The sequence below is a fragment of the Synechococcus sp. CCAP 1479/9 genome (genome assembly GCF_019038535.1).
In the GTDB taxonomy this organism is placed as follows: Bacteria; Cyanobacteriota; Cyanobacteriia; order PCC-6307; family Cyanobiaceae; genus Cyanobium.
The window spans coordinates 1-16,462 of the sequence record NZ_JAFKRK010000041.1; the positions used below are offsets into that span (position 1 = coordinate 1).

Consider the following 16,462-nt stretch of genomic DNA (forward strand, 5'->3'; position numbering starts at 1 on the left):
GGCACCCCCCCCCCCCCCCCCCCAGGATCCGACGTGCCACATTCCGCGCCGGGTTCGTGCTGCTCCTCCCCGGCAGCTCCCTATGTATCAACAGTTGGGAGATGTGGCTCATGCGCATGCGAACGGCGATGAACCCGTGCAGGTGAAGGAAGGCAGCAGAGCGGCTGGATGCCAAGCTGAGAATCTGGCTGCTGCCTGGATCCAGGGCCAGGATTGGGTTTGGGCGGCCCCTCAGGCCATCGCCCCTGCTGGGATCCCTTCTGGCGTGGGGTGCTCCGGCTGCAGTCAACTCGGCTCAGGGTGTGGCTGTGCCGCCCCAGTCCCCTTCATCCGCACGACCCACGGGCAGGCCACAGCTCAGTACTGCTGTTTGCCCTTGATAATCCCCCGAACGCCTCCGCGGGGGGAATCGTCATCACCTGTTCGCCGGGAGATCAGATGCCAATGGGCATGAAACACCGTCTGTCCCGCCGCCTCGCTTGAGTTAGCCCCCCCTCTGGCGTTGAGCAAACCAGCCCAGCCGCTGATCGTGGCGTCCTGGGCGCTGAGCTGCTCTCGGCGCAGCTTCAGCAGCTCCACCACGGCGTACCACTACGGCTGGTGCAGCTCCAGCCCGTCGGCCCCATGACGACGCGGGATCACCAGGCTGTGCCCCTCGTTCTCCAGCAGCACCCGGCCGCTGCCCTCCAGCGCGCAGAACACACAGCCCGCTTCGCGGTGGCCGTAGCTGGCCTGCACCCCGCGGAAGTCGGTGCGCCCTCTTGCGTAGGCAAACAGCCGTCGCGCTTGCCGGCGTTGCAGCGGAAGCAGCGGGCCTGCAGGTTGGTGATGGCGCCGGAGCCGTCCTGGTTCCTGGGGATGTTGGGTGCCACCTCCAGGGCTCGCTGGTGCTCGTGCGCGCAGCAGCACTCGCAGCGGCCCCGGGCTGCGGTGGCGGCTGCGGTGGGCAAACACCTCTTCGCCGCGCTGCTCGCGGAAGGCATCGAGGCGCTGACGGCAGAGCTCCAGCGGTGCGCCGCGCTCGCCATCGCTCAACGCGTCGCCGCCGATCAGGCTGTCGTGGCCATCGCCATAGGCGGTGATGCCGTTGAAGGTGAACCCGGCGCACCTTGCGCTTTCCAGGATTCGGTGGGCCACGTTGTGCGCGGGGGCGGGGCTGCGGCGGCCCAGCAGTTCCATGGGCATCAGCGGTTGGTCGATGGGGCTCATGCGCATGCGTTTGGCGATGGAGTGCCGCAGGCGCCCGTAGGTGGCGGAGGGGGGCGGGGGTATGGGGGCTTCCTGGCTGGGGTGAGACGGGGGGTGGCACTGGCAAAGGAGAAGCCTTGCTGCCGTGGCGCTGACGCGCTCTCCTTCACCCCACAACGACCTGGCGCCCAGAGCCCATCAGCGGGTCCGCCCCGTGGGCACGTAGCACGCGCGCTAACATGGAAGGGTCGTTTCGGGTTGAGTACTACAACGCTCGTGTTCGCGAGGACATCGAGGGCTGGCCCGTGGATCTGCTGGCGCGTTGCGACGAGCTGCTCGACCTCCTCGAAGATCACGGTCCCCAGCTCGGGCCTCCTCACTCCAAGGCCATGGGCGGCGGCCTGTTCGAACTCAGGCCGATGGGCCGCTCCGGCACCGGGCGGGCTCTCTATTGCTTCTGCAGTGGGCGGGTGATCACCGTGCTCCATGCCTTCGTGAAGAAGACCCAGAAAACACCCAGGCGTGAGCTCCTCATCGCTCGCGAACGCCTCAGGAACGTCAAACGCCATGGCTGACATCCCCTATCAACCGGTCAACCGCAATCGCGGCGCCGAACGCGCCCGGCTCGATCAGGTGCCGGGCTACAGCGAAGCGCGGCAGGAAGCTGCCGTGGAATTCCGTCTGCTCAGGCAGCTTCTCGAGGCCCGCAGGCGGGCCGGTCTCACGCAGGAGGATGTGGCCCTGCGGATGGGCACAACGCGCAGCGCCATCAGTCGGCTCGAGGGATCCCGCAAGCACCTGCCCGCACTGACAACCCTCCGCCGCTATGCCGATGTGCTCGGTTGCGATGTGGAGATCAGCCTCGTGCCTCGATCCCCTGGGCCCGCTTCACCGCCTTGATCAGCTGTGTCGGTGGGCCGATCCTGGCTGGTTGAGGCGGGGGTGGCACTTGTGGGGGTAGAAGCCCTGCGGCGATGCCATGCCCTCCGTCATGCCCTCAGCGAAGCGTTGCGGGACGCCCTTGCGTGCGTCGTTTGTACTAACGTTGTCCTGCTGTTCAAGTGGGAGAGGTTCGCCATGGCTGCCATCGGATCTTCGCCTCCTGCGCGCTCAGCCCGGCTCGGCCTGCGCGCCACGCCGGAACAGGAAGCCGTGCTGCGCCGTGCCGCCGAGGTGACCCACAAGTCGCTCACCGACTTCATCCTCGACAGTGCCTGTCTCGCTGCCGAGCAGACGCTCCTTGATCAGCGCCTGTTCATGGTCTCGGGCTCCCAGGCCCAGGCCCTGATGGATCTGCTGGACCGCCCCGAACAGACCAACGAGGGTTTGCGTGACCTGTTCGCCAGGCAGGCACCCTGGGACGCCCAGTGACCTGGCGGCCGCCGGAGCCGCTGGCCGTCCATCACCGGCTGGAAGGCTTTGACTGCAGTAAGCCCACACTGAATCACTGGCTGCAGCACCACGCTCGCCAGGCGCAGACCAGTGGCTCGGCCCGAACGTTCGTCGTCGCCGACGAGGAGAACTGTGTCGCCGCCTATTTCAGCCTCACCGTGGGCCAGGTCGACACGGTGGAGGCGCCAGAGCGCATCCGTGAGGGCATGGGGCGATTCCCCCTGCCCGTAGTCATCCTGGCCAGGCTCGCCGTGTCACGGGAGAACCAGGGACATGGCCTCGGTGTAGGGATGCTTCAGGACGCGATCCGTCGGACGCTGGTGATCGCTGAGCAGGCCGGAATCCGGGCGATCCTGACCCATCCCATTGACGAAGACGCGGCACGCTTCTACACCCGGTTCGGATTCACCGCATCACCTCTGCGCCAGCAGCAGCTGCTCCTGCTGCTCAAGGACGCGCGGAAGATCCTCCTGTGAGCATGGGGGCATCCTGGCTGGGGTGAGACGGGGGGTGGCACTTGCCTTTCGAGGTTCCCTCCTCTCTTTCACCAGGCCCACCCTGCTCGCGGTTTCAATCAGCGGCTCCACCCCAGCCATGCAGGGCCGACGCTGGAGTTTGATGACCGCAGGCCCGACGATGGTGAGGGTCGGAGTGTCTGCCTGGGTCGGCTTGAAGGTCGCATGGTCGTGATCATCGACACCCGCCCCTCTTTTCCCGTCAGATCATTTCGATGCGTAAGGCCTCCTGAGCAGGCGCGCCTCACCCCAGGTCGTTGATCAGCACGATGCGGTAGCGGGCCTTGCCGGCGCGGAGGTGATCGAGGGCTTCATTCGCCTTCGACAGGGGGAAGAACTCCGTGGTGGGAGCGATCCCATGCCGGCAGCTGAAATGCAGCATCTTGTCGGTGGTGGATGGGCTCCCCAGGGGTGAGCCGGAGAGGCTTTTCTGCCCGAGAATCAGCGGGAAGGCGGCCAGGGCGATCGGGTCAGGGACGGCCCCCACGGTGTGCAGCCGGCCCTTGGGTTTGAGGGCGGCGATGTAGGTGTTCCAGTCGAGGTTGGCGTTGGTGGTGTTGAGGATGAAGTCGAAGCTGCTCGCCGCCGCTGCCAGTTCTTCGGCGTTGCGGGAGTTCAGGGTGCGATGGGCGCCCAGCTGGAGCGCTTCCTCCCGTTTCGAATCGCTGGTGGTGAAGGCGGTGACGTCGCAGCCCCAGGCCCGCAGGAACTTCAGGGCCATGTGACCCAGACCGCCGATCCCGATCACCGCCACGCTGTCGGTGGGTTGGATGCCTAGCTCCACGATCGGGTTGAAGACGGTGATCCCACCACAGAGCAGGGGGCCGGCCTTCTCGGACTCCAGGCCTTCCGGCAAGGGCGCCACCCAGGTCCATGCGGCCCGCACCCGGGTGGCGAAGCCACCGTGCCGCCCGACGATGGTGGCTTCAGCTTTGAGGCAGAGGTTCTGGTTGCCGGAGAGGCATTGATCGCAGGCACCGCAACTGCCGGAAAACCAGCCCAGCCCCACCCGATCGCCGATGCTCAGGCGCTTGGTGTGCTCCCCGAGGCCCACCACCCGCCCGATCACTTCGTGGCCGGGAACAAACGGATAGGCGGTCATGCCCCATTCGTTGTCGAGCATGGAGAGATCGCTATGGCAGATGCCGCAGCTCTCGACGGCGATCTCCACCTCCTCGCTGCCCAGCGGGCCGGGGGTGTAGCTGAACGGTTGGAGCGGTTGCCCGGCGCCGTGGGCGGCGAGGGCCTGGATCGGTGCGGACATGGAATCTGCCGGGCGGCCGCGCCGAGCCTAGGAAGCCTTGCCCGGCCAATGTCCGAACCACCCTCCCCCCGCAGGCCTGCCGCCTGAGACAATCCTCCATCGCCTACCCCCAGGGAAAGCCATGTCCGTTCTCGGCAGAGAGGCGATCCTGCAGGCGATCGAAGCGGGCGCGATCGGGGTCACGCCCTTCGTTCCCGAGCGGCTGGGTCCGGCCTCGCTCGACCTCACCCTGGCCCCCACCTTTCGCGTGTTCCGCAAGGTGCACGAGGTGATCGAGGTGCGCGAGCACACCGACTACCGGACGCTCACCGAGAAGATCGTGGTGCCCGAGGGCGAGCACATCCTGATCATGCCGGGCGAGACGGTGCTCGGCATCACCCAGGAGCGGCTGCGCCTGGGCCCCGGCCTGTGCGGCTGGCTGGAGGGGCGCAGCCGTTTTGCGCGGCTGGGCCTGATGGTGCACATCAGCGCCCCCTTCATGGGCCCGGGGATCGACAGCCAGCAGGTGCTGGAGATGAGCAACTTCGGCCCCGCTCCCCTGGCCGTGCATCCCGGCACCGCGATCTGCCAGTTCGTGTTCCAGAAGCTGCAGGGCATCGAGAGCTACGCCGGCCGCTTCGCCGGCCAGACGGAGGACTCCTTCTGAGACCCCCCTGGGGCCCCTCAGAAAATCCCCAGCGTCTTCTTCTTGCAGTAGCCCGCCCCGATGTTCATCCAGCCCGACAGACAGGGCTTGCCGTAGGTGGGCCGCACCTCGTAGTAGATCGGCGAGTTGCAGTGCTGCTTGAGGTCGTTCACATACCCCAGCGGACATTCGTTCTGGCCCGGCAGCTTGGGAATCCGCTTCTGGGCCAGCGCCGGCTCCGGCGTGAGCAGAGGAACGCTCAGCAGCGGCAGGGCCAGCAGACCGGCGGCCAGGGCGAGGGATGGCTTCGGCACGGGGCGGACTCGCGGTTGATCAACCCTAGGGAGCTTGGGCCGGCTGGGCCGCTGTGGCTGGCGCCATTCGCTCCGCCTGGCCAGGATCGGCGGGAACGTCGATGGCCCGCGCATCGCACCCCTCCCGCGCCGCCGCCGATGACCCACCCCTCCCTGCCGCCGATCGCCGGCCGCGAAGCCGAGATCCTGGCCCTGGTGCAGCAGAGCGGCCCGGTGGCGCTGCCCCGCACCAACCTCCAGCTCGCGGCGATCACCTCGGCCTTCGCCTGTGCGCTGCACATGCACCAGCCCACGATTCCCGCCGGCTCAGACGGGGCGCTGATCTCGCACCTGCAGTACATGCTCGAGCACCCGGGCGAGGGCGACAACCACAACGCTGAACCCTTCGCCCACTGCTACCGGCGCCTGGCCGAGCTGATCCCCCAGCTGATCGCCGAGGGCGCCAACCCGCGGATCATGCTCGATTACTCCGGCAATCTGCTCTGGGGTTTCCAGCAAATGGGCCGCGACGACATTCTCGAAGCGCTCCGGTTCCTGGCCTGTGATCCCGCCGTGGTGCCCCATGTGGAGTGGCTCGGCACCTTCTGGAGCCATGCCGTCGCCCCCTCCACGCCGATCCCCGATCTGAAGCTGCAGATCCTGGCCTGGCAGCACCACTTCGCGGCCCTCTTCGGCAGTGAGGCCCTGCAGCGGGTGAAGGGCTTCTCGCCCCCGGAGATGCACCTGCCCAACCACCCCGACACCCTCTACGCCTTCGTGAAGGCCCTGAAAGACTGCGGCTACCGCTGGCTGCTGGTGCAGGAGCACAGCGTCGAGAATCCCGATGGATCCAGCCTCAGCCGGGAGCAGACGCTGCTCCCCAACCGGCTGGTGGCCCGCAGCTCCAGCGGCGAGGAGGTGTCGATCACGGCGCTGATCAAGACCCAGGGCTCCGACACCAAGCTGGTGGGTCAGATGCAGCCCTGCTACGAGGCCCTGGGGCTGGGCCCACTCCCCCTGGGCGCCACGTCGGTGCCGGCTTTGGTGGCCCAGATCGCCGATGGCGAGAACGGCGGCGTGATGATGAACGAGTTCCCGCCGGCCTTCCTCCAGGCCCACCGGCGCCTCGCGGGCCAGAACGGCGGCGATGCCGGCACGGTGGCGATCAACGGCAGCGAGTACCTCGAACTGCTGGAGGCCGCCGGGGTGGGCGACGCGGCCTTCCCGGTGATCCAGGCGGTGGGGCAGCACCGGCTCTGGCAGCGCGTCGGCGACACCCCCACCCCGCCGGCCGTGGAGACGGCCATCGCCGAGCTCCAGGCGAGCGACCCCTCCTTTTCGATGGCCGGCGCCTCCTGGACCAACGACCTCAGCTGGGTGGAGGGCTACGCCAACGTGCTGGAGCCCATGAACCAGCTCAGCGCCCGCTTCCACCAGGTGTTCGATCCCCTGGTGGCCTCCGATCCCGCCGTCACCCGGAGTGAGCCCTACCAGGAGGCCCTGCTCCACCTGCTGCTGCTGGAAACCAGCTGCTTCCGCTACTGGGGCCAGGGCACCTGGACCGACTACGCCCGGGAGATCCACCGGCGCGGGGACGCGGCGATCGCCAGGGGCGCCTCAGCCCTGGTCTCCGTCGGCTGAGGCCCCTTCCGGGAGTGGAGCCACTTCGGGGAAGTACTTGGCCATGCAGGCATTGCAGACGCCGTGGGAGAACTCAACGTTGTCGTGTCTCTTGATGAAGGCCTCGACGCTCTGCCAGTAGCCCTGATCATTGCGGATGCCCTTGCAGTAGGAGCAGATCGGAATCAGGGTCTCCATCACATTGATGCGCTGGAGGGCGCCGGCCAGCTGGTCGGAGATGCGCTTGAGTTCCAGCTGCAGCACCACCTGGTGGGCCAGAGCCTCAAGGGAGCGGATCTGCAGCTTGCTGAGCTCGCGGGGCTGTTGATCGATGACGCAGAGCGTGCCGATCTTGGCCCCCGAGGGTGTGCACAGGGGCACCCCCAGGTAGAAGACGATGTTGGGTTCGCTGCAGACCAGCGGGTTGTTCCGGAAGCGCTCGTCCTGGCGGGCATCCTTCACCACCAGGGTCTCCTCTCCCAGGATGGCGTGGGCGCAGAAGGACACATCCCGGCTGGTTTCGTTCACCGCCAGGCCCACCTTGGATTTGAACCACTGACGATCGGCATCCACCAGGCTGATCAGGGCGATCGGTGCATCACACAGCTGGGCGGCCAGGAAGGTGATGTCGTCGTAGGACTGCTCGCTCTCCGTATCGAGGATGCGGTAATCGTTCAGGGCCTCAAGCCGGGCCGCTTCGCGGGGTGCCACGTTCACAGCCATGGGTTTACGTGGCCCCAGGGGCCTGATCACCGGGCCCCACAAACGTAGGGAAGGCCCTGTGGGGCCCCTACGGCGGTTCATATCTCCTCATGCCGTGCGGGGATGCCCGCGTTGAGCAGCGCGTCGCCGCCTGCTGGAGCAGGATCCTGCCGTCACCGCGACTCAGCGCGATCCCTACGCTCTTCTCCACCGATTCCAGGCTACGGCGCCCCAGGCTTCGGGCGTCCCTGGCCGCGGCCCTGGTCACCGTCCTGGCCCCGGCCGTGGGGCCGGCGGCGGCCCGGGCTGAAACGGTGAACGTGGAGGTCAGCTTCACGCCCTACCCGGGGGCGCCGGGCCAGGCCACGGAGGTCCGCACCGTGGCCGGCCGAGTGGAGGTGGTGCTCAACGGCGTGCCGATGCTCGACAACCCCCTGGAGGCCGGAAAGGCCCTGGTGATGGGCACCGGCCCCGACGGCCCGGAGCTGTCGCCAGCCTTCTGGCTGCCGGTGCGGGGGCTGCAGCCGGTGCTGCGGCGGGGCCCCAACCTCCTGCAGCTGCGCTTCACGCCGCAGGACGGCCGTATCCATTACGAGAGCCAGTTCCGCTGGGTGGTGGTGACTGACCGCATCATCACCACCACCACGGCCGAGGGGGCCACGGTGAGCACCAACCAGGCCGCCGAGGGAGGGGAACGGCGGGAGGGTGTGGGGCCGGTGAGCTTTGAGCACCGCTTCGAGGCCCCCTTCGCGCGTGTGGAGCCCTGGCATGGCGATCCCCCGGTCGTCACCCTGGAGTCGGCCGATCGCTCCGCGATCCAGGTGCTGCTGGCCCGGCGCGCCGCCCTGCTCGCCCCGGATTTCAGCGCCGCCTATGCCTACCTGGCCGCCCTGCCGACCGATCGGGGCCTGCGCTTGGATGTCCCGGCGATGCGCCGCGAGCGCTGCCTGGAGCGGGGCCATGCCGCCGGGGTGCGCCTGCTGGCTCCGGCGCCCGACCAGGTCCGCCTGATCACCACCGGCAGCCCCGTGGTGGTGGCCCGCGGCGCCGGCCCCAGCCTGTTCCCCTTGGCCAACCTGCCCGGCAGCGAGGCCCGCCTGGCCGCCCTGCCCGATGAGGTGGGCCTCTGTGTCGCCGTGGTCACGGGCGTGCTGTCCCCCCCGCAGCTGCTGCTGGTGAAGGGGCCGGACGGGCAGTGGCGGGTGCTCGACTGAGGGGCCGCCCCCCAGGCCAGCACTGCGCGTGCGAGCCTTGGCCCAGGACAGGACCACGCCAACGAGATCCATGGGCTTCGGCCTTGCTCCTTTACCGCTGGCCCCGGTCAAGGGCCTGAGGGTGCTGGCTGCCCTGGCGCTGCTGCTCACGTGCGGCGGCTGTGGCGGTATCGCTGTCGGCCCCGACAACCTCTACATCTCCGTCGAAACCAGCACCAAATCCGGCAGCACCTCCGAACTGGGGGACAACCGCAACATCAGCAGCACCCTGATCGAGAGGTTCCGCTCCCTCAATCCCGGCGTGGCGGTGCACATCAGGCACTTCCCAGCGGGGGAGCTTGTCGCGGCCACCCGTTTTCGTGACGGCCGTGGCCTGGGGCCGGACCTGATCGTGAGTCGCGTGATCACCGCCCTGCAGCTGCATCAGCAGGGGCTGAGCAGCGACGTGAGCCTGGATCCAGACGCCCGCAACCGGCTCGAACCCCGCTTCCAGAACAGTTTTCGCAAGGGCTCCAAGGCGTTCGCGGTGCCGTTCCTGGCCCAACCGCAGGTGGCCTGTTTCGACCGCCGCCGCCTGACGCAACCGCCCGGCAGCGTTGACGCGCTGCTGGCCCTGAGTGCCAAGGGTCTGCGGGTGGGCCTGCCCATCACCGTGGGCGAACTGTTCTGGACCACCACGGCCCAGGGGGCCGGCCCTGCCGTGGCCCAGCTGCTCGATGGACCACCGGCGGGGGGGGCCGCCACCCTCTCGGCCGCCGACCAGCGGGCGCTGGAGCGCTGGATCGGCTGGATCTACGACGCCAGCCTGCAGCAGAACGTGTCCTTCTCCGAGGACCCGTTTGAACTGGTGCAGCAACTGGAGCGGGGCGAGCGCGACTGGATCAGCTGCAGCAGCCTCTGGATCGACAGCCTGCGGCAACGGATGGGTCCGAACCTGGGGGTGTCGGTGCTGCCGGGCCGGGCCGACACCCCGGCCATGCCGGTCACCCGGCTGCTGGTCTGGAGCTTCGGGCGCCATTCGAGTGCGCGGCAGAGGCTGCTCGCCGAGCGGTTCGTGGCCTTCTCGCTCAACGAGGTGACGCAGAAGCAGCTGATGGTGGCGGTGCCGGGCAACCTGCCGGTGAACCCCAATGTGATGATCCCCACCCGCAGCTCGGCCCTGATGGCCGCGCTCGCCTTCAGCCTCGACCGTTCCCGCATGTTTGAGTTTCGCGATCCCGACGCGTCCATCGCCCGGGGCGAGCGGCTCGAATCGATGCTCAAGAAGGTGGTGCAGGGGGAGCTGCCGCCTGAGCCGGCCATCACCCAGCTGCTGGCCCCGACCCCATGAACCAACTGCTCTACGAGATCGTCGGCTGGCTGGGGTTCCTCAGCCGCCCGGTGGTGTTGCTGCAGTGCCTCACCACCGCCGGCTTTGCCCTGGCCTATGCCCTGTGGGTGCGGCCCCGGCTGAAGGCCCGTCGCTATCGCGTGTCGGTGCTCGGTGCGCTGGGTCTGTGGTGCGTGCTGCGCCTCAACGGGCTGGTGATCGAGCGGCTGGGCTATCCGGGCGACCTGGCGACCTATTTCGCCCAGGTGTGGGGAGCCTGGGTGCTGCTGGCCGTGATCCGGCTGCTGCTGCTGACGCGCTGTCCCCCCAAGCAGATCCAGCTGCTCTATGGCCGGATCGTCCAGCCCCTGTTCGTGCTGTTCGTGGCGGGCTCGCTGGTGAACCAGCTGGCCTCCCTGCGTGATGTGGCCGAGATTCCCCTGTTCCCCCTCTTCGGTTCGCCGCTCACCACCAGCAACCTGTTCCTGCTGGTCACCATTCCCTACTTCCTGGTGGCGTTTTCCGCCATTCCCCTGGTGTGGCTGGGGCACCTCCTGCAGCGGTTGTTTCACTTCTCCCATGGCACCCGTGCCGCCGGCACCCTGGTGCTGCGCTACCTGCTGGTCGCCGTCGGGGTGCTGTGGCTGATGCACCGGGTGGGCCTCAACACCAGTGCCATCGCGGCGATCGCAGGGGGGCTGTCCGTGGGCATCGGCTTCGGCATCAAGGAGGTGTTCTCGAACTTCATCAGCGGCCTGTGGCTGTTGTTCGAGGGGTCGGTGCGGCCGGGATCGGTGCTGTTCATCGATGGCGATCCCTGCGAGGTGCGCAGCCTGGGCCTGCGGGCGGCGGTGCTGTGGCGCAACCGCGACAACGCCGAACTGGTGATCCCCAACCAGACCTTCTTCACGGCCACCACCACCACCTACACCGGCAGCGACAGCCTGCGGCGCAGCGCGGTGGAGATCGGCGCGGCCTACCGCCACGACCCGGTGGCCGTGATCGCGCTTCTGGAGGCGGTGGCCCGCGCCACGGATGGGGTGCGGGTCGATCCTGCCCCGCGGGCGTTTCTGGTGAAGTACGGCGAGTCCTCGATCGACTATTCCCTCCGCTACTGGATTGATGACCCGCTCGGAAACCTCTCCATTCAGAGCGCCGTCAGTCAGGCGATCTGGCACGCCTTCGCCGCCAACGGGATCGAGATGCCCTTCCCCCAGCGGGTGATCCATCCACCCACCCATGCGACCGGGCCGACGCCAGCCACGCCAGCTCCCCATCAGGATTGAGCCCACCGGTCGCGGCTGCCAGAGTGGGCCGGCTTGCGGCGTCCCATGGCGTACCACGGCCCGGCCCTGGCCCCACCCATCGACCTGAACCGCCTCCTGGAGACCGGCCTGGGGCGCGACCCGGCGGCAGCGGCGCTGCAGGATCTCACCCACCGCATCAGCTGGGCCGACCTCGATCGCCGCGCCGAGCAGCTGGCCCGGGCCTACCGGCGGCTGGGGCTGCAGCGGGGTGACCGGCTCGCCTCCCTGATCCCCAACCGGGTGGAGCTGGTCGTCCACTACCTGGCGGGGCTGCGCAGCGGCCTGGTGCTCACCCCGCTCAACTACCGCTACGTGCCCCCGGAGATCGACCATGCGCTGACGGTCAGCGGCGCCGCAGCCCTGGTGTTCCACGGCGAACGGCTGGCCGATGTGCAGGCCAGCGCCGTGGCGGGCCGGCTGCCCCTGGGCTGCCACCGCATCGACGATCCCGACGGGTTCGACGACCTGCTGGCCACGGCCCCCGCCGCCGGCGACGATCCGCCCTGGCCCGAGCTGGCCGACGACGCGCCGTCCTTCCTCTACTTCACCTCCGGCAGCACCGGCCGGCCCAAGGGTGTGACCCACAGCCGGGCCAGCTTCGCCGCCGTGCTCACCTCCCTGATCCAGGCCACCGAACTGCGGGCCGGCGAGGCGGTGCTGGCCGGCAGTTCCCTTGCCCACATCGCCTCTTCTGCCCTCGTATTGGCGGCCCTGGCCGCCGGTGCCTCCGCCGCGATCGCCAGCCGCATCGATGCGACCACCGTGGAAACCCTGCTGCGGCGCCATCGGCCGTCGGTGCTGCTGATGCTGCCCGCCGCCCTGTTCGAGCTGCTGCGGGATGAGCGGCTCCAGCCGACGGATCTGGGCTCGGTGCGCCTCTGCATCAGCGGCGGCGACAAGGTGCCCCACCAGCTGCAGGAGGAGTTCCGCCGGGCCGCCGGCTTCGGGATCGACGAATGCTTCGGCATGAGCGAGATCGGCTACACCACCCTGTCGCCCCCCTCGGGCCCGAACCGGATCGGTTCCGTCGGCCGGCTCTGCCCGGGCTTCAGCGCCAGCCTCCGCCATGAGGACGGCACCGAGGTGGCCCCGGGCGCGCAGGGACGCCTCTGGATCCAGGCCCCCTCCTGCATGGTGGGCTACTGGGACAACCCCCAGGCCACCACCGACACCATCCGGCAGGGCTGGCTGGACAGCGGCGATGAGATGCGGGTCGATGCCGACGGCTTCTTCTGGTTCTGCGGCCGCCGCAAGCAGATCATCGTCCACGACAGCTCCAACATCTGCCCCCAGGAGGTGGAGGAGGCGCTCTCGGAGCACCCCGCCGTGGAGCTGGTGGGGGTGATCGGCATCCAGGACCCGGTGCACGGCGAGAACGTGCGGGCCTACCTGACCCTGCGCCCGGACCAGCCCGCCCCCAGCGAAGCCGAACTGATCGCCTTCGCCCGGGCCCGGGTGGGGTACAAGGCGCCGGAGGAGATCCGCGTGCTGCCCGAGCTGCCCCTCACCCCCGTGGGCAAGACCGACCGGCTGGCCCTGCGGCAGCTGGCGGCGGAGGGGCTGCATGCCGGTTGAGGCCTCCCTGCTCGACTGGATCGGCAACCGCGGGCGCCGCTGCAGCGTCGGCGAGGCGGCCGCGGGCACCGGCCTGTCCCTGCAGGAGGTCGAGCCGGGGCTGCTGGCCCTGGTGGCCGAAGTGTCCGGTCGCCTGCAGGTGGCCGAGGACGGCACCCTGCTGTTCGTCTTCCCCCCCGCGCTGCGCATGCGGCTGCTGGCCCGCAGCGGCCGCCGGCGGTTGCAGGCCCGGCTGCAGGCGGCCCTGCGCCTGGCCGCCCGCCTGATCCGGCTCAGCTTCGGGCTGGTGCTGCTGCTGGTCACCACCCTGGTGGTGCTGATTCTGTCGGTGCTGCTGATCGTGCGGCTGTTCAGCAGCGACGACGGCGACGATGCCGGCCTGGCGTTGCTGCAGGGGCTCGCCCAGGTGCCCCTCTCCCTCCTGGATCTGCTCGCCTCCGGCCTCCGGGCCCCGGAGCGCGGGGGCTCCCCCTCCGTCACGCCCCAGCAGCTGTGGAGCCTGCTCTGGGACCTGCCCGGCGAGGGCGCCGCTCCGGCCTCCCTGGGCTTCCTCAGCGCCGTGTTCTCGATCCTGTTCGGCGATGGCGATCCCAATGCCCGCCTCGAGCCGCAGCGCTGGCGCCGCATCGGCGCCTTCCTGCGCAAGCGCGGTGGCGTGGTGATCGCCGAGGACCTCGCCCCGCTGCTCGATCTGCCCGACTGCCCCTCCGATCCCGACCGCCGCCGTGACCTCGCCGATGCCGCCATGCTGCCGGTGCTGCTGCGCTTCGACGGCCGCCCCGAGGTGAGTGAGGACGGGGACCTGATCTACGGCTTCCCCTCCCTTCCCGCCAGAGCGGCCCGCGTGGATGGGCCGGTGCCGCCCCTGCGCGAACGGGCCTTTCGCTTCAGCCGGGCCGGTGTCGGGCAACGGGTCGCCTATGGCGCCGCCGTCGGGGCCCTGCTGGTGCTCTCGCCGTGGCTGCTGGCGATCACGCCCGCCTGGCTGCCCCCGGTGGCCTGGCTGGCGCGGTTCGCCATCGGCTACGCCCTGTTGCTGCTGCTCCTGCCCCTGGCCCGCCTGCCGCTGCAGCACTGGCGCAACCGTGCCATCGCCGCCCGCAATCGGCGCCGCCAGGCCTGGGCCCAGGCGGCCCGCCACGCCGATCCTGAGCTGAAGCGGCGCCGTGCCGCCGCCCGCCGTCTGGGCGCTACGGAGGCCGGCCGGCCGGCGCCGCGCGTCGTGTACGACAGCGGCCGCGATCTGCTGGAGCAGTCCATCGACGACCTGGCCGGTGGGCCCCGGCCGACCGCCTGAGCCCATCCACTCACGGCGCGGCCGCAGCGCCCTGCCGGTTAGACAGGAGAGGTGCAGCGTGGTCAGGTTGTCCGCTCGCCGTCCCCCCGGTGCCACCCCCGAACTGAGCCGCCAGCGCATTCGCCGCGAGAGCGTTGTGCTGGCCGCCACGATCTTCAGCGTGGCGGCGGTGGCGCTCAGCATCAACTACTTGAGCGCTATCCGGCTGCTGCGCAACGAGGTCCGCGAGAACCTGCACGATCTGGTGAGCATCGCCGCCAGCCAGATGGATCCCGCCCTCGTGGCCGCGATCACCAGGCCCGAGCAGACGGGAACGCCGGAGTATCGCCGCGCCAGTGAACCGCTGCTGAAGCTGCGCAGGCTGGTGCCGGAGATCTTCTACGCCTATGTCTTCATCAAGACGCCGGATGGGCTTCGCTTCACGCTCGACAGCACCTACTACATCATCAACAAGGGCGACACCGTCAGCGCCGTCACGGTCGGCGACATCTACGTCAAGCCGTCGGAATCCGCGCTCCAGGCCGCCCGAACCGGCGAGTCCACCACCAGCCCCCGGCCCTACACCGATCACTTCGGCACCTTCATGAGCGGCTACGCCCCGATCCGGGACCGGCGGGGGGAGGTGGTGGGCTTTGTCGGGATCGATTTCTCCCTCGCCCAGCTGCGCCGCAAGGAGTTTCCGCTCGAGGCCTCCTACCTGCTGGGCCTGTTGGGCAGTGCCGGGTTCGCCGTGCTGGCGGCCAGTTTCTATCGCCGTTCCCTCAAGGCCCGCGCCCGTGCCTTCGAGGCCATCGCTTCCGCCGACCGGGCCAAGAGCACGTTCCTGGCCACCCTCAGCCATGAGATCCGCACCCCCCTCAACGGCGTCATCGGCATGACGGGCCTGGTGCTCGACACGGATCTCTCCCCGCAGCAACGGGAGTGCCTCGCCATCGTGCGTGATTCAGGGGAATCGCTGCTCACCCTGCTCAATGAAGTGCTCGACTTCGCCAGGATCGAAGCGGGCCAGCTGGCGATCGAACGGGCACCCTGCCAGCTGAAACCCCTGCTGGAAGCCGCGCTCGCCACCTGCTCGAGCCTGGCCCAGGCCAAGGCGATCGCCCTGTCCCTGGAGGTGGGCCCGGAGGTTCCGACGGCCGTGCTCACCGATGCCAACCGCCTGCGCCAGATCCTGCTCAACCTGATCGGCAACGGGATCAAATTCACCGAGGCCGGCAGCGTCATCGTCTCCGTCCGGGCCAGCGCCCTGCCCTCGGCCGGACCGGTGCTGCTCCGCTTCGCCGTCACGGACACCGGGGTCGGCATTGCCGCCGACCAGATGGAGCGGCTGTTCCAGCCCTTTTCCCAGCTGGTCGATTCCGGCAACGCCCCCCATGCCGGCACCGGCCTCGGCCTGGCCATCAGCCGGCAGCTGGTTGAGGCCCTCGGCGGCACGATCGCGATGGACAGCACCCCCGGGCGGGGCAGCGTCGTCAACGTCACGCTGCCGGTGGAGGTGGTGGTCACCCCTCCCGTTCCCCCGTCCCCTGCGACCCCTTCCCCGGTCACGCCCAGCCCGGCACCGGACCTGACGCAGGCTGAGGACTTCGCGGCCGGCCATCCCCTGCGCATCCTGGTGGTGGACGACAGTCCCGTGAACCGGCGGCTCTGCGAGCTGCTGCTGCGGCGTCTGGGGTACGAGCCGGAAGCCGCCGCCGATGGGCTGGAGGCCCTGGACCGCCAGCGCAGCCTCGACCCGGACCTGATCCTGATGGATGTGCAGATGCCCCGGCTCGACGGTCTGGGCGCCACCCGCCGCATCCGCTCCGCCACCGGCCGCAGCCAGCGGCCCTGGATCGTGGCGACCACCGCCTTCAGCTCCGCCGAGGACAGGGCCGCCGCCCTGGAGGCGGGCATGAACGATGTGCTCGCCAAGCCACTGAAGACCGAGGAACTGATCGCCTGCCTCCGGCGCGCCCACGCCAGCGGCGTCAGGGCAGGGTGAAGCCGGAGGTGTTGAGGTGCTTGAGGTCGAGCATCACCACCGTGACCCAGACCAGCAGGGCCAGGCCGGCGAGCGAGCCGATCACCATCAGCAGGCCGATGATCACCGACTTGGGGGTATCGCTGGCGTTCGGCACGGGCAGGGGGCGAGCTGACGCCACTGTCCCACGGCCCGGCC

General features: G+C 69.4%; 18 protein-coding genes. 12 read left to right on the forward strand and 6 right to left on the reverse strand.

Going from position 1 to position 16,462, the window contains the following annotated elements; translation table 11 throughout:
- Positions 1-357 precede the first annotated feature (357 nt).
- Both KUG38_RS14710 and KUG38_RS14715 read right to left on the reverse strand, forming a co-directional pair.
- The gene (locus KUG38_RS14710) at positions 358-582 is read right to left on the reverse strand and encodes an HIT family protein (RefSeq protein ID WP_216922926.1); all 225 of its coding nucleotides are present in this window, start codon (positions 580-582) and stop codon (positions 358-360) included.
- 9 nt (positions 583-591) lie between these two features.
- Positions 592-1,209, reverse strand: a complete 618-nt coding sequence (locus tag KUG38_RS14715) for a hypothetical protein (protein ID WP_216922928.1) — start codon at positions 1,207-1,209, stop codon at positions 592-594.
- A gap of 218 nt (positions 1,210-1,427) precedes the next feature.
- Between KUG38_RS14715 and KUG38_RS14720 the strand changes: the two genes are divergently transcribed.
- From KUG38_RS14720 to KUG38_RS14735, 4 genes are all read left to right on the forward strand, one after another.
- Positions 1,428-1,763, forward strand: a complete 336-nt coding sequence (locus KUG38_RS14720) for a type II toxin-antitoxin system RelE/ParE family toxin (protein ID WP_216922940.1) — start codon at positions 1,428-1,430, stop codon at positions 1,761-1,763.
- Entirely contained in the window at positions 1,756-2,088 is a 333-nt protein-coding gene (locus KUG38_RS14725; RefSeq protein WP_216922941.1) for a helix-turn-helix transcriptional regulator, read from the forward strand. Before KUG38_RS14720 ends, KUG38_RS14725 begins: the two co-directional genes overlap by 8 nt.
- Positions 2,089-2,265: 177 nt before the next feature.
- Positions 2,266-2,559 carry a type II toxin-antitoxin system TacA family antitoxin gene (locus tag KUG38_RS14730; protein WP_216922942.1) on the forward strand — a complete coding sequence of 98 codons (294 nt, stop codon included), beginning with the start codon at positions 2,266-2,268 and terminating at the stop codon, positions 2,557-2,559.
- Entirely contained in the window at positions 2,556-3,056 is a 501-nt protein-coding gene (locus KUG38_RS14735; protein ID WP_216922944.1) for a GNAT family N-acetyltransferase, read from the forward strand. The genes KUG38_RS14730 and KUG38_RS14735 overlap by 4 nt, the downstream gene beginning before the upstream one ends.
- 283 nt (positions 3,057-3,339) lie before the next feature.
- Here KUG38_RS14735 and ahr read toward each other — a convergent pair whose 3' ends face one another.
- Positions 3,340-4,359: an NADPH-dependent aldehyde reductase Ahr gene (ahr, locus tag KUG38_RS14740; RefSeq protein ID WP_216922946.1), complete on the reverse strand. Its 1,020-nt coding sequence runs from the start codon at positions 4,357-4,359 to the stop codon at positions 3,340-3,342.
- A 121-nt stretch (positions 4,360-4,480) separates the two neighbouring features.
- Here ahr and dcd point away from each other — a divergent pair, with 121 nt between their 5' ends.
- On the forward strand, positions 4,481-5,005 hold the full coding sequence (dcd, locus tag KUG38_RS14745; RefSeq protein ID WP_190611545.1) for a dCTP deaminase: 525 nt from the start codon (positions 4,481-4,483) through the stop codon (positions 5,003-5,005).
- A gap of 17 nt (positions 5,006-5,022) precedes the next feature.
- Here the strand turns inward: dcd and KUG38_RS14750 are convergent, their stop codons facing one another.
- Complete coding sequence (locus KUG38_RS14750; protein WP_502988706.1) at positions 5,023-5,298, reverse strand: hypothetical protein; 276 nt, start codon at positions 5,296-5,298, stop codon at positions 5,023-5,025.
- 138 nt (positions 5,299-5,436) lie between these two features.
- Between KUG38_RS14750 and KUG38_RS14755 the strand changes: the two genes are divergently transcribed.
- A complete protein-coding gene (locus KUG38_RS14755; RefSeq protein WP_216922948.1) occupies positions 5,437-6,918 on the forward strand; it encodes a polysaccharide deacetylase family protein in 1,482 nt (493 codons plus the stop codon).
- On the opposite strand, the gene KUG38_RS14760 is transcribed toward KUG38_RS14755, so the two are convergent.
- On the reverse strand, positions 6,895-7,620 hold the full coding sequence (locus KUG38_RS14760) for a GAF domain-containing protein (RefSeq protein WP_216922950.1): 726 nt from the start codon (positions 7,618-7,620) through the stop codon (positions 6,895-6,897). The genes KUG38_RS14755 and KUG38_RS14760 overlap by 24 nt on opposite strands.
- Positions 7,621-7,709: 89 nt before the next feature.
- On the opposite strand from KUG38_RS14760, the gene KUG38_RS14765 reads away from it, so the two are divergent.
- The 6 genes from KUG38_RS14765 to KUG38_RS14790 all read left to right on the forward strand — a co-directional run bounded on the left by KUG38_RS14765 (position 7,710) and on the right by KUG38_RS14790 (position 16,285).
- A complete protein-coding gene (locus KUG38_RS14765; RefSeq protein ID WP_216922952.1) occupies positions 7,710-8,813 on the forward strand; it encodes a hypothetical protein in 1,104 nt (367 codons plus the stop codon).
- Between the two features lie 70 nt (positions 8,814-8,883).
- Positions 8,884-10,143 carry a type 2 periplasmic-binding domain-containing protein gene (locus KUG38_RS14770; protein WP_216922954.1) on the forward strand — a complete coding sequence of 420 codons (1,260 nt, stop codon included), beginning with the start codon at positions 8,884-8,886 and terminating at the stop codon, positions 10,141-10,143.
- The gene (locus KUG38_RS14775; protein WP_216922956.1) at positions 10,140-11,408 is read left to right on the forward strand and encodes a mechanosensitive ion channel family protein; all 1,269 of its coding nucleotides are present in this window, start codon (positions 10,140-10,142) and stop codon (positions 11,406-11,408) included. Before KUG38_RS14770 ends, KUG38_RS14775 begins: the two co-directional genes overlap by 4 nt.
- A 45-nt stretch (positions 11,409-11,453) precedes the next feature.
- Complete coding sequence (locus tag KUG38_RS14780; protein ID WP_216922958.1) at positions 11,454-13,004, forward strand: class I adenylate-forming enzyme family protein; 1,551 nt, start codon at positions 11,454-11,456, stop codon at positions 13,002-13,004.
- Positions 12,994-14,301 carry a hypothetical protein gene (locus tag KUG38_RS14785; RefSeq protein ID WP_216922960.1) on the forward strand — a complete coding sequence of 436 codons (1,308 nt, stop codon included), beginning with the start codon at positions 12,994-12,996 and terminating at the stop codon, positions 14,299-14,301. Before KUG38_RS14780 ends, KUG38_RS14785 begins: the two co-directional genes overlap by 11 nt.
- Before the next feature lie 67 nt (positions 14,302-14,368).
- Positions 14,369-16,285: an ATP-binding protein gene (locus KUG38_RS14790; RefSeq protein ID WP_216922962.1), complete on the forward strand. Its 1,917-nt coding sequence runs from the start codon at positions 14,369-14,371 to the stop codon at positions 16,283-16,285.
- On the opposite strand, the gene KUG38_RS14795 is transcribed toward KUG38_RS14790, so the two are convergent.
- Positions 16,272-16,421, reverse strand: a complete 150-nt coding sequence (locus KUG38_RS14795) for a hypothetical protein (protein WP_216922964.1) — start codon at positions 16,419-16,421, stop codon at positions 16,272-16,274. The two genes, KUG38_RS14790 and KUG38_RS14795, sit on opposite strands and share 14 nt — an antisense overlap.
- Between the last annotated feature and the right edge of the window lie 41 nt (positions 16,422-16,462).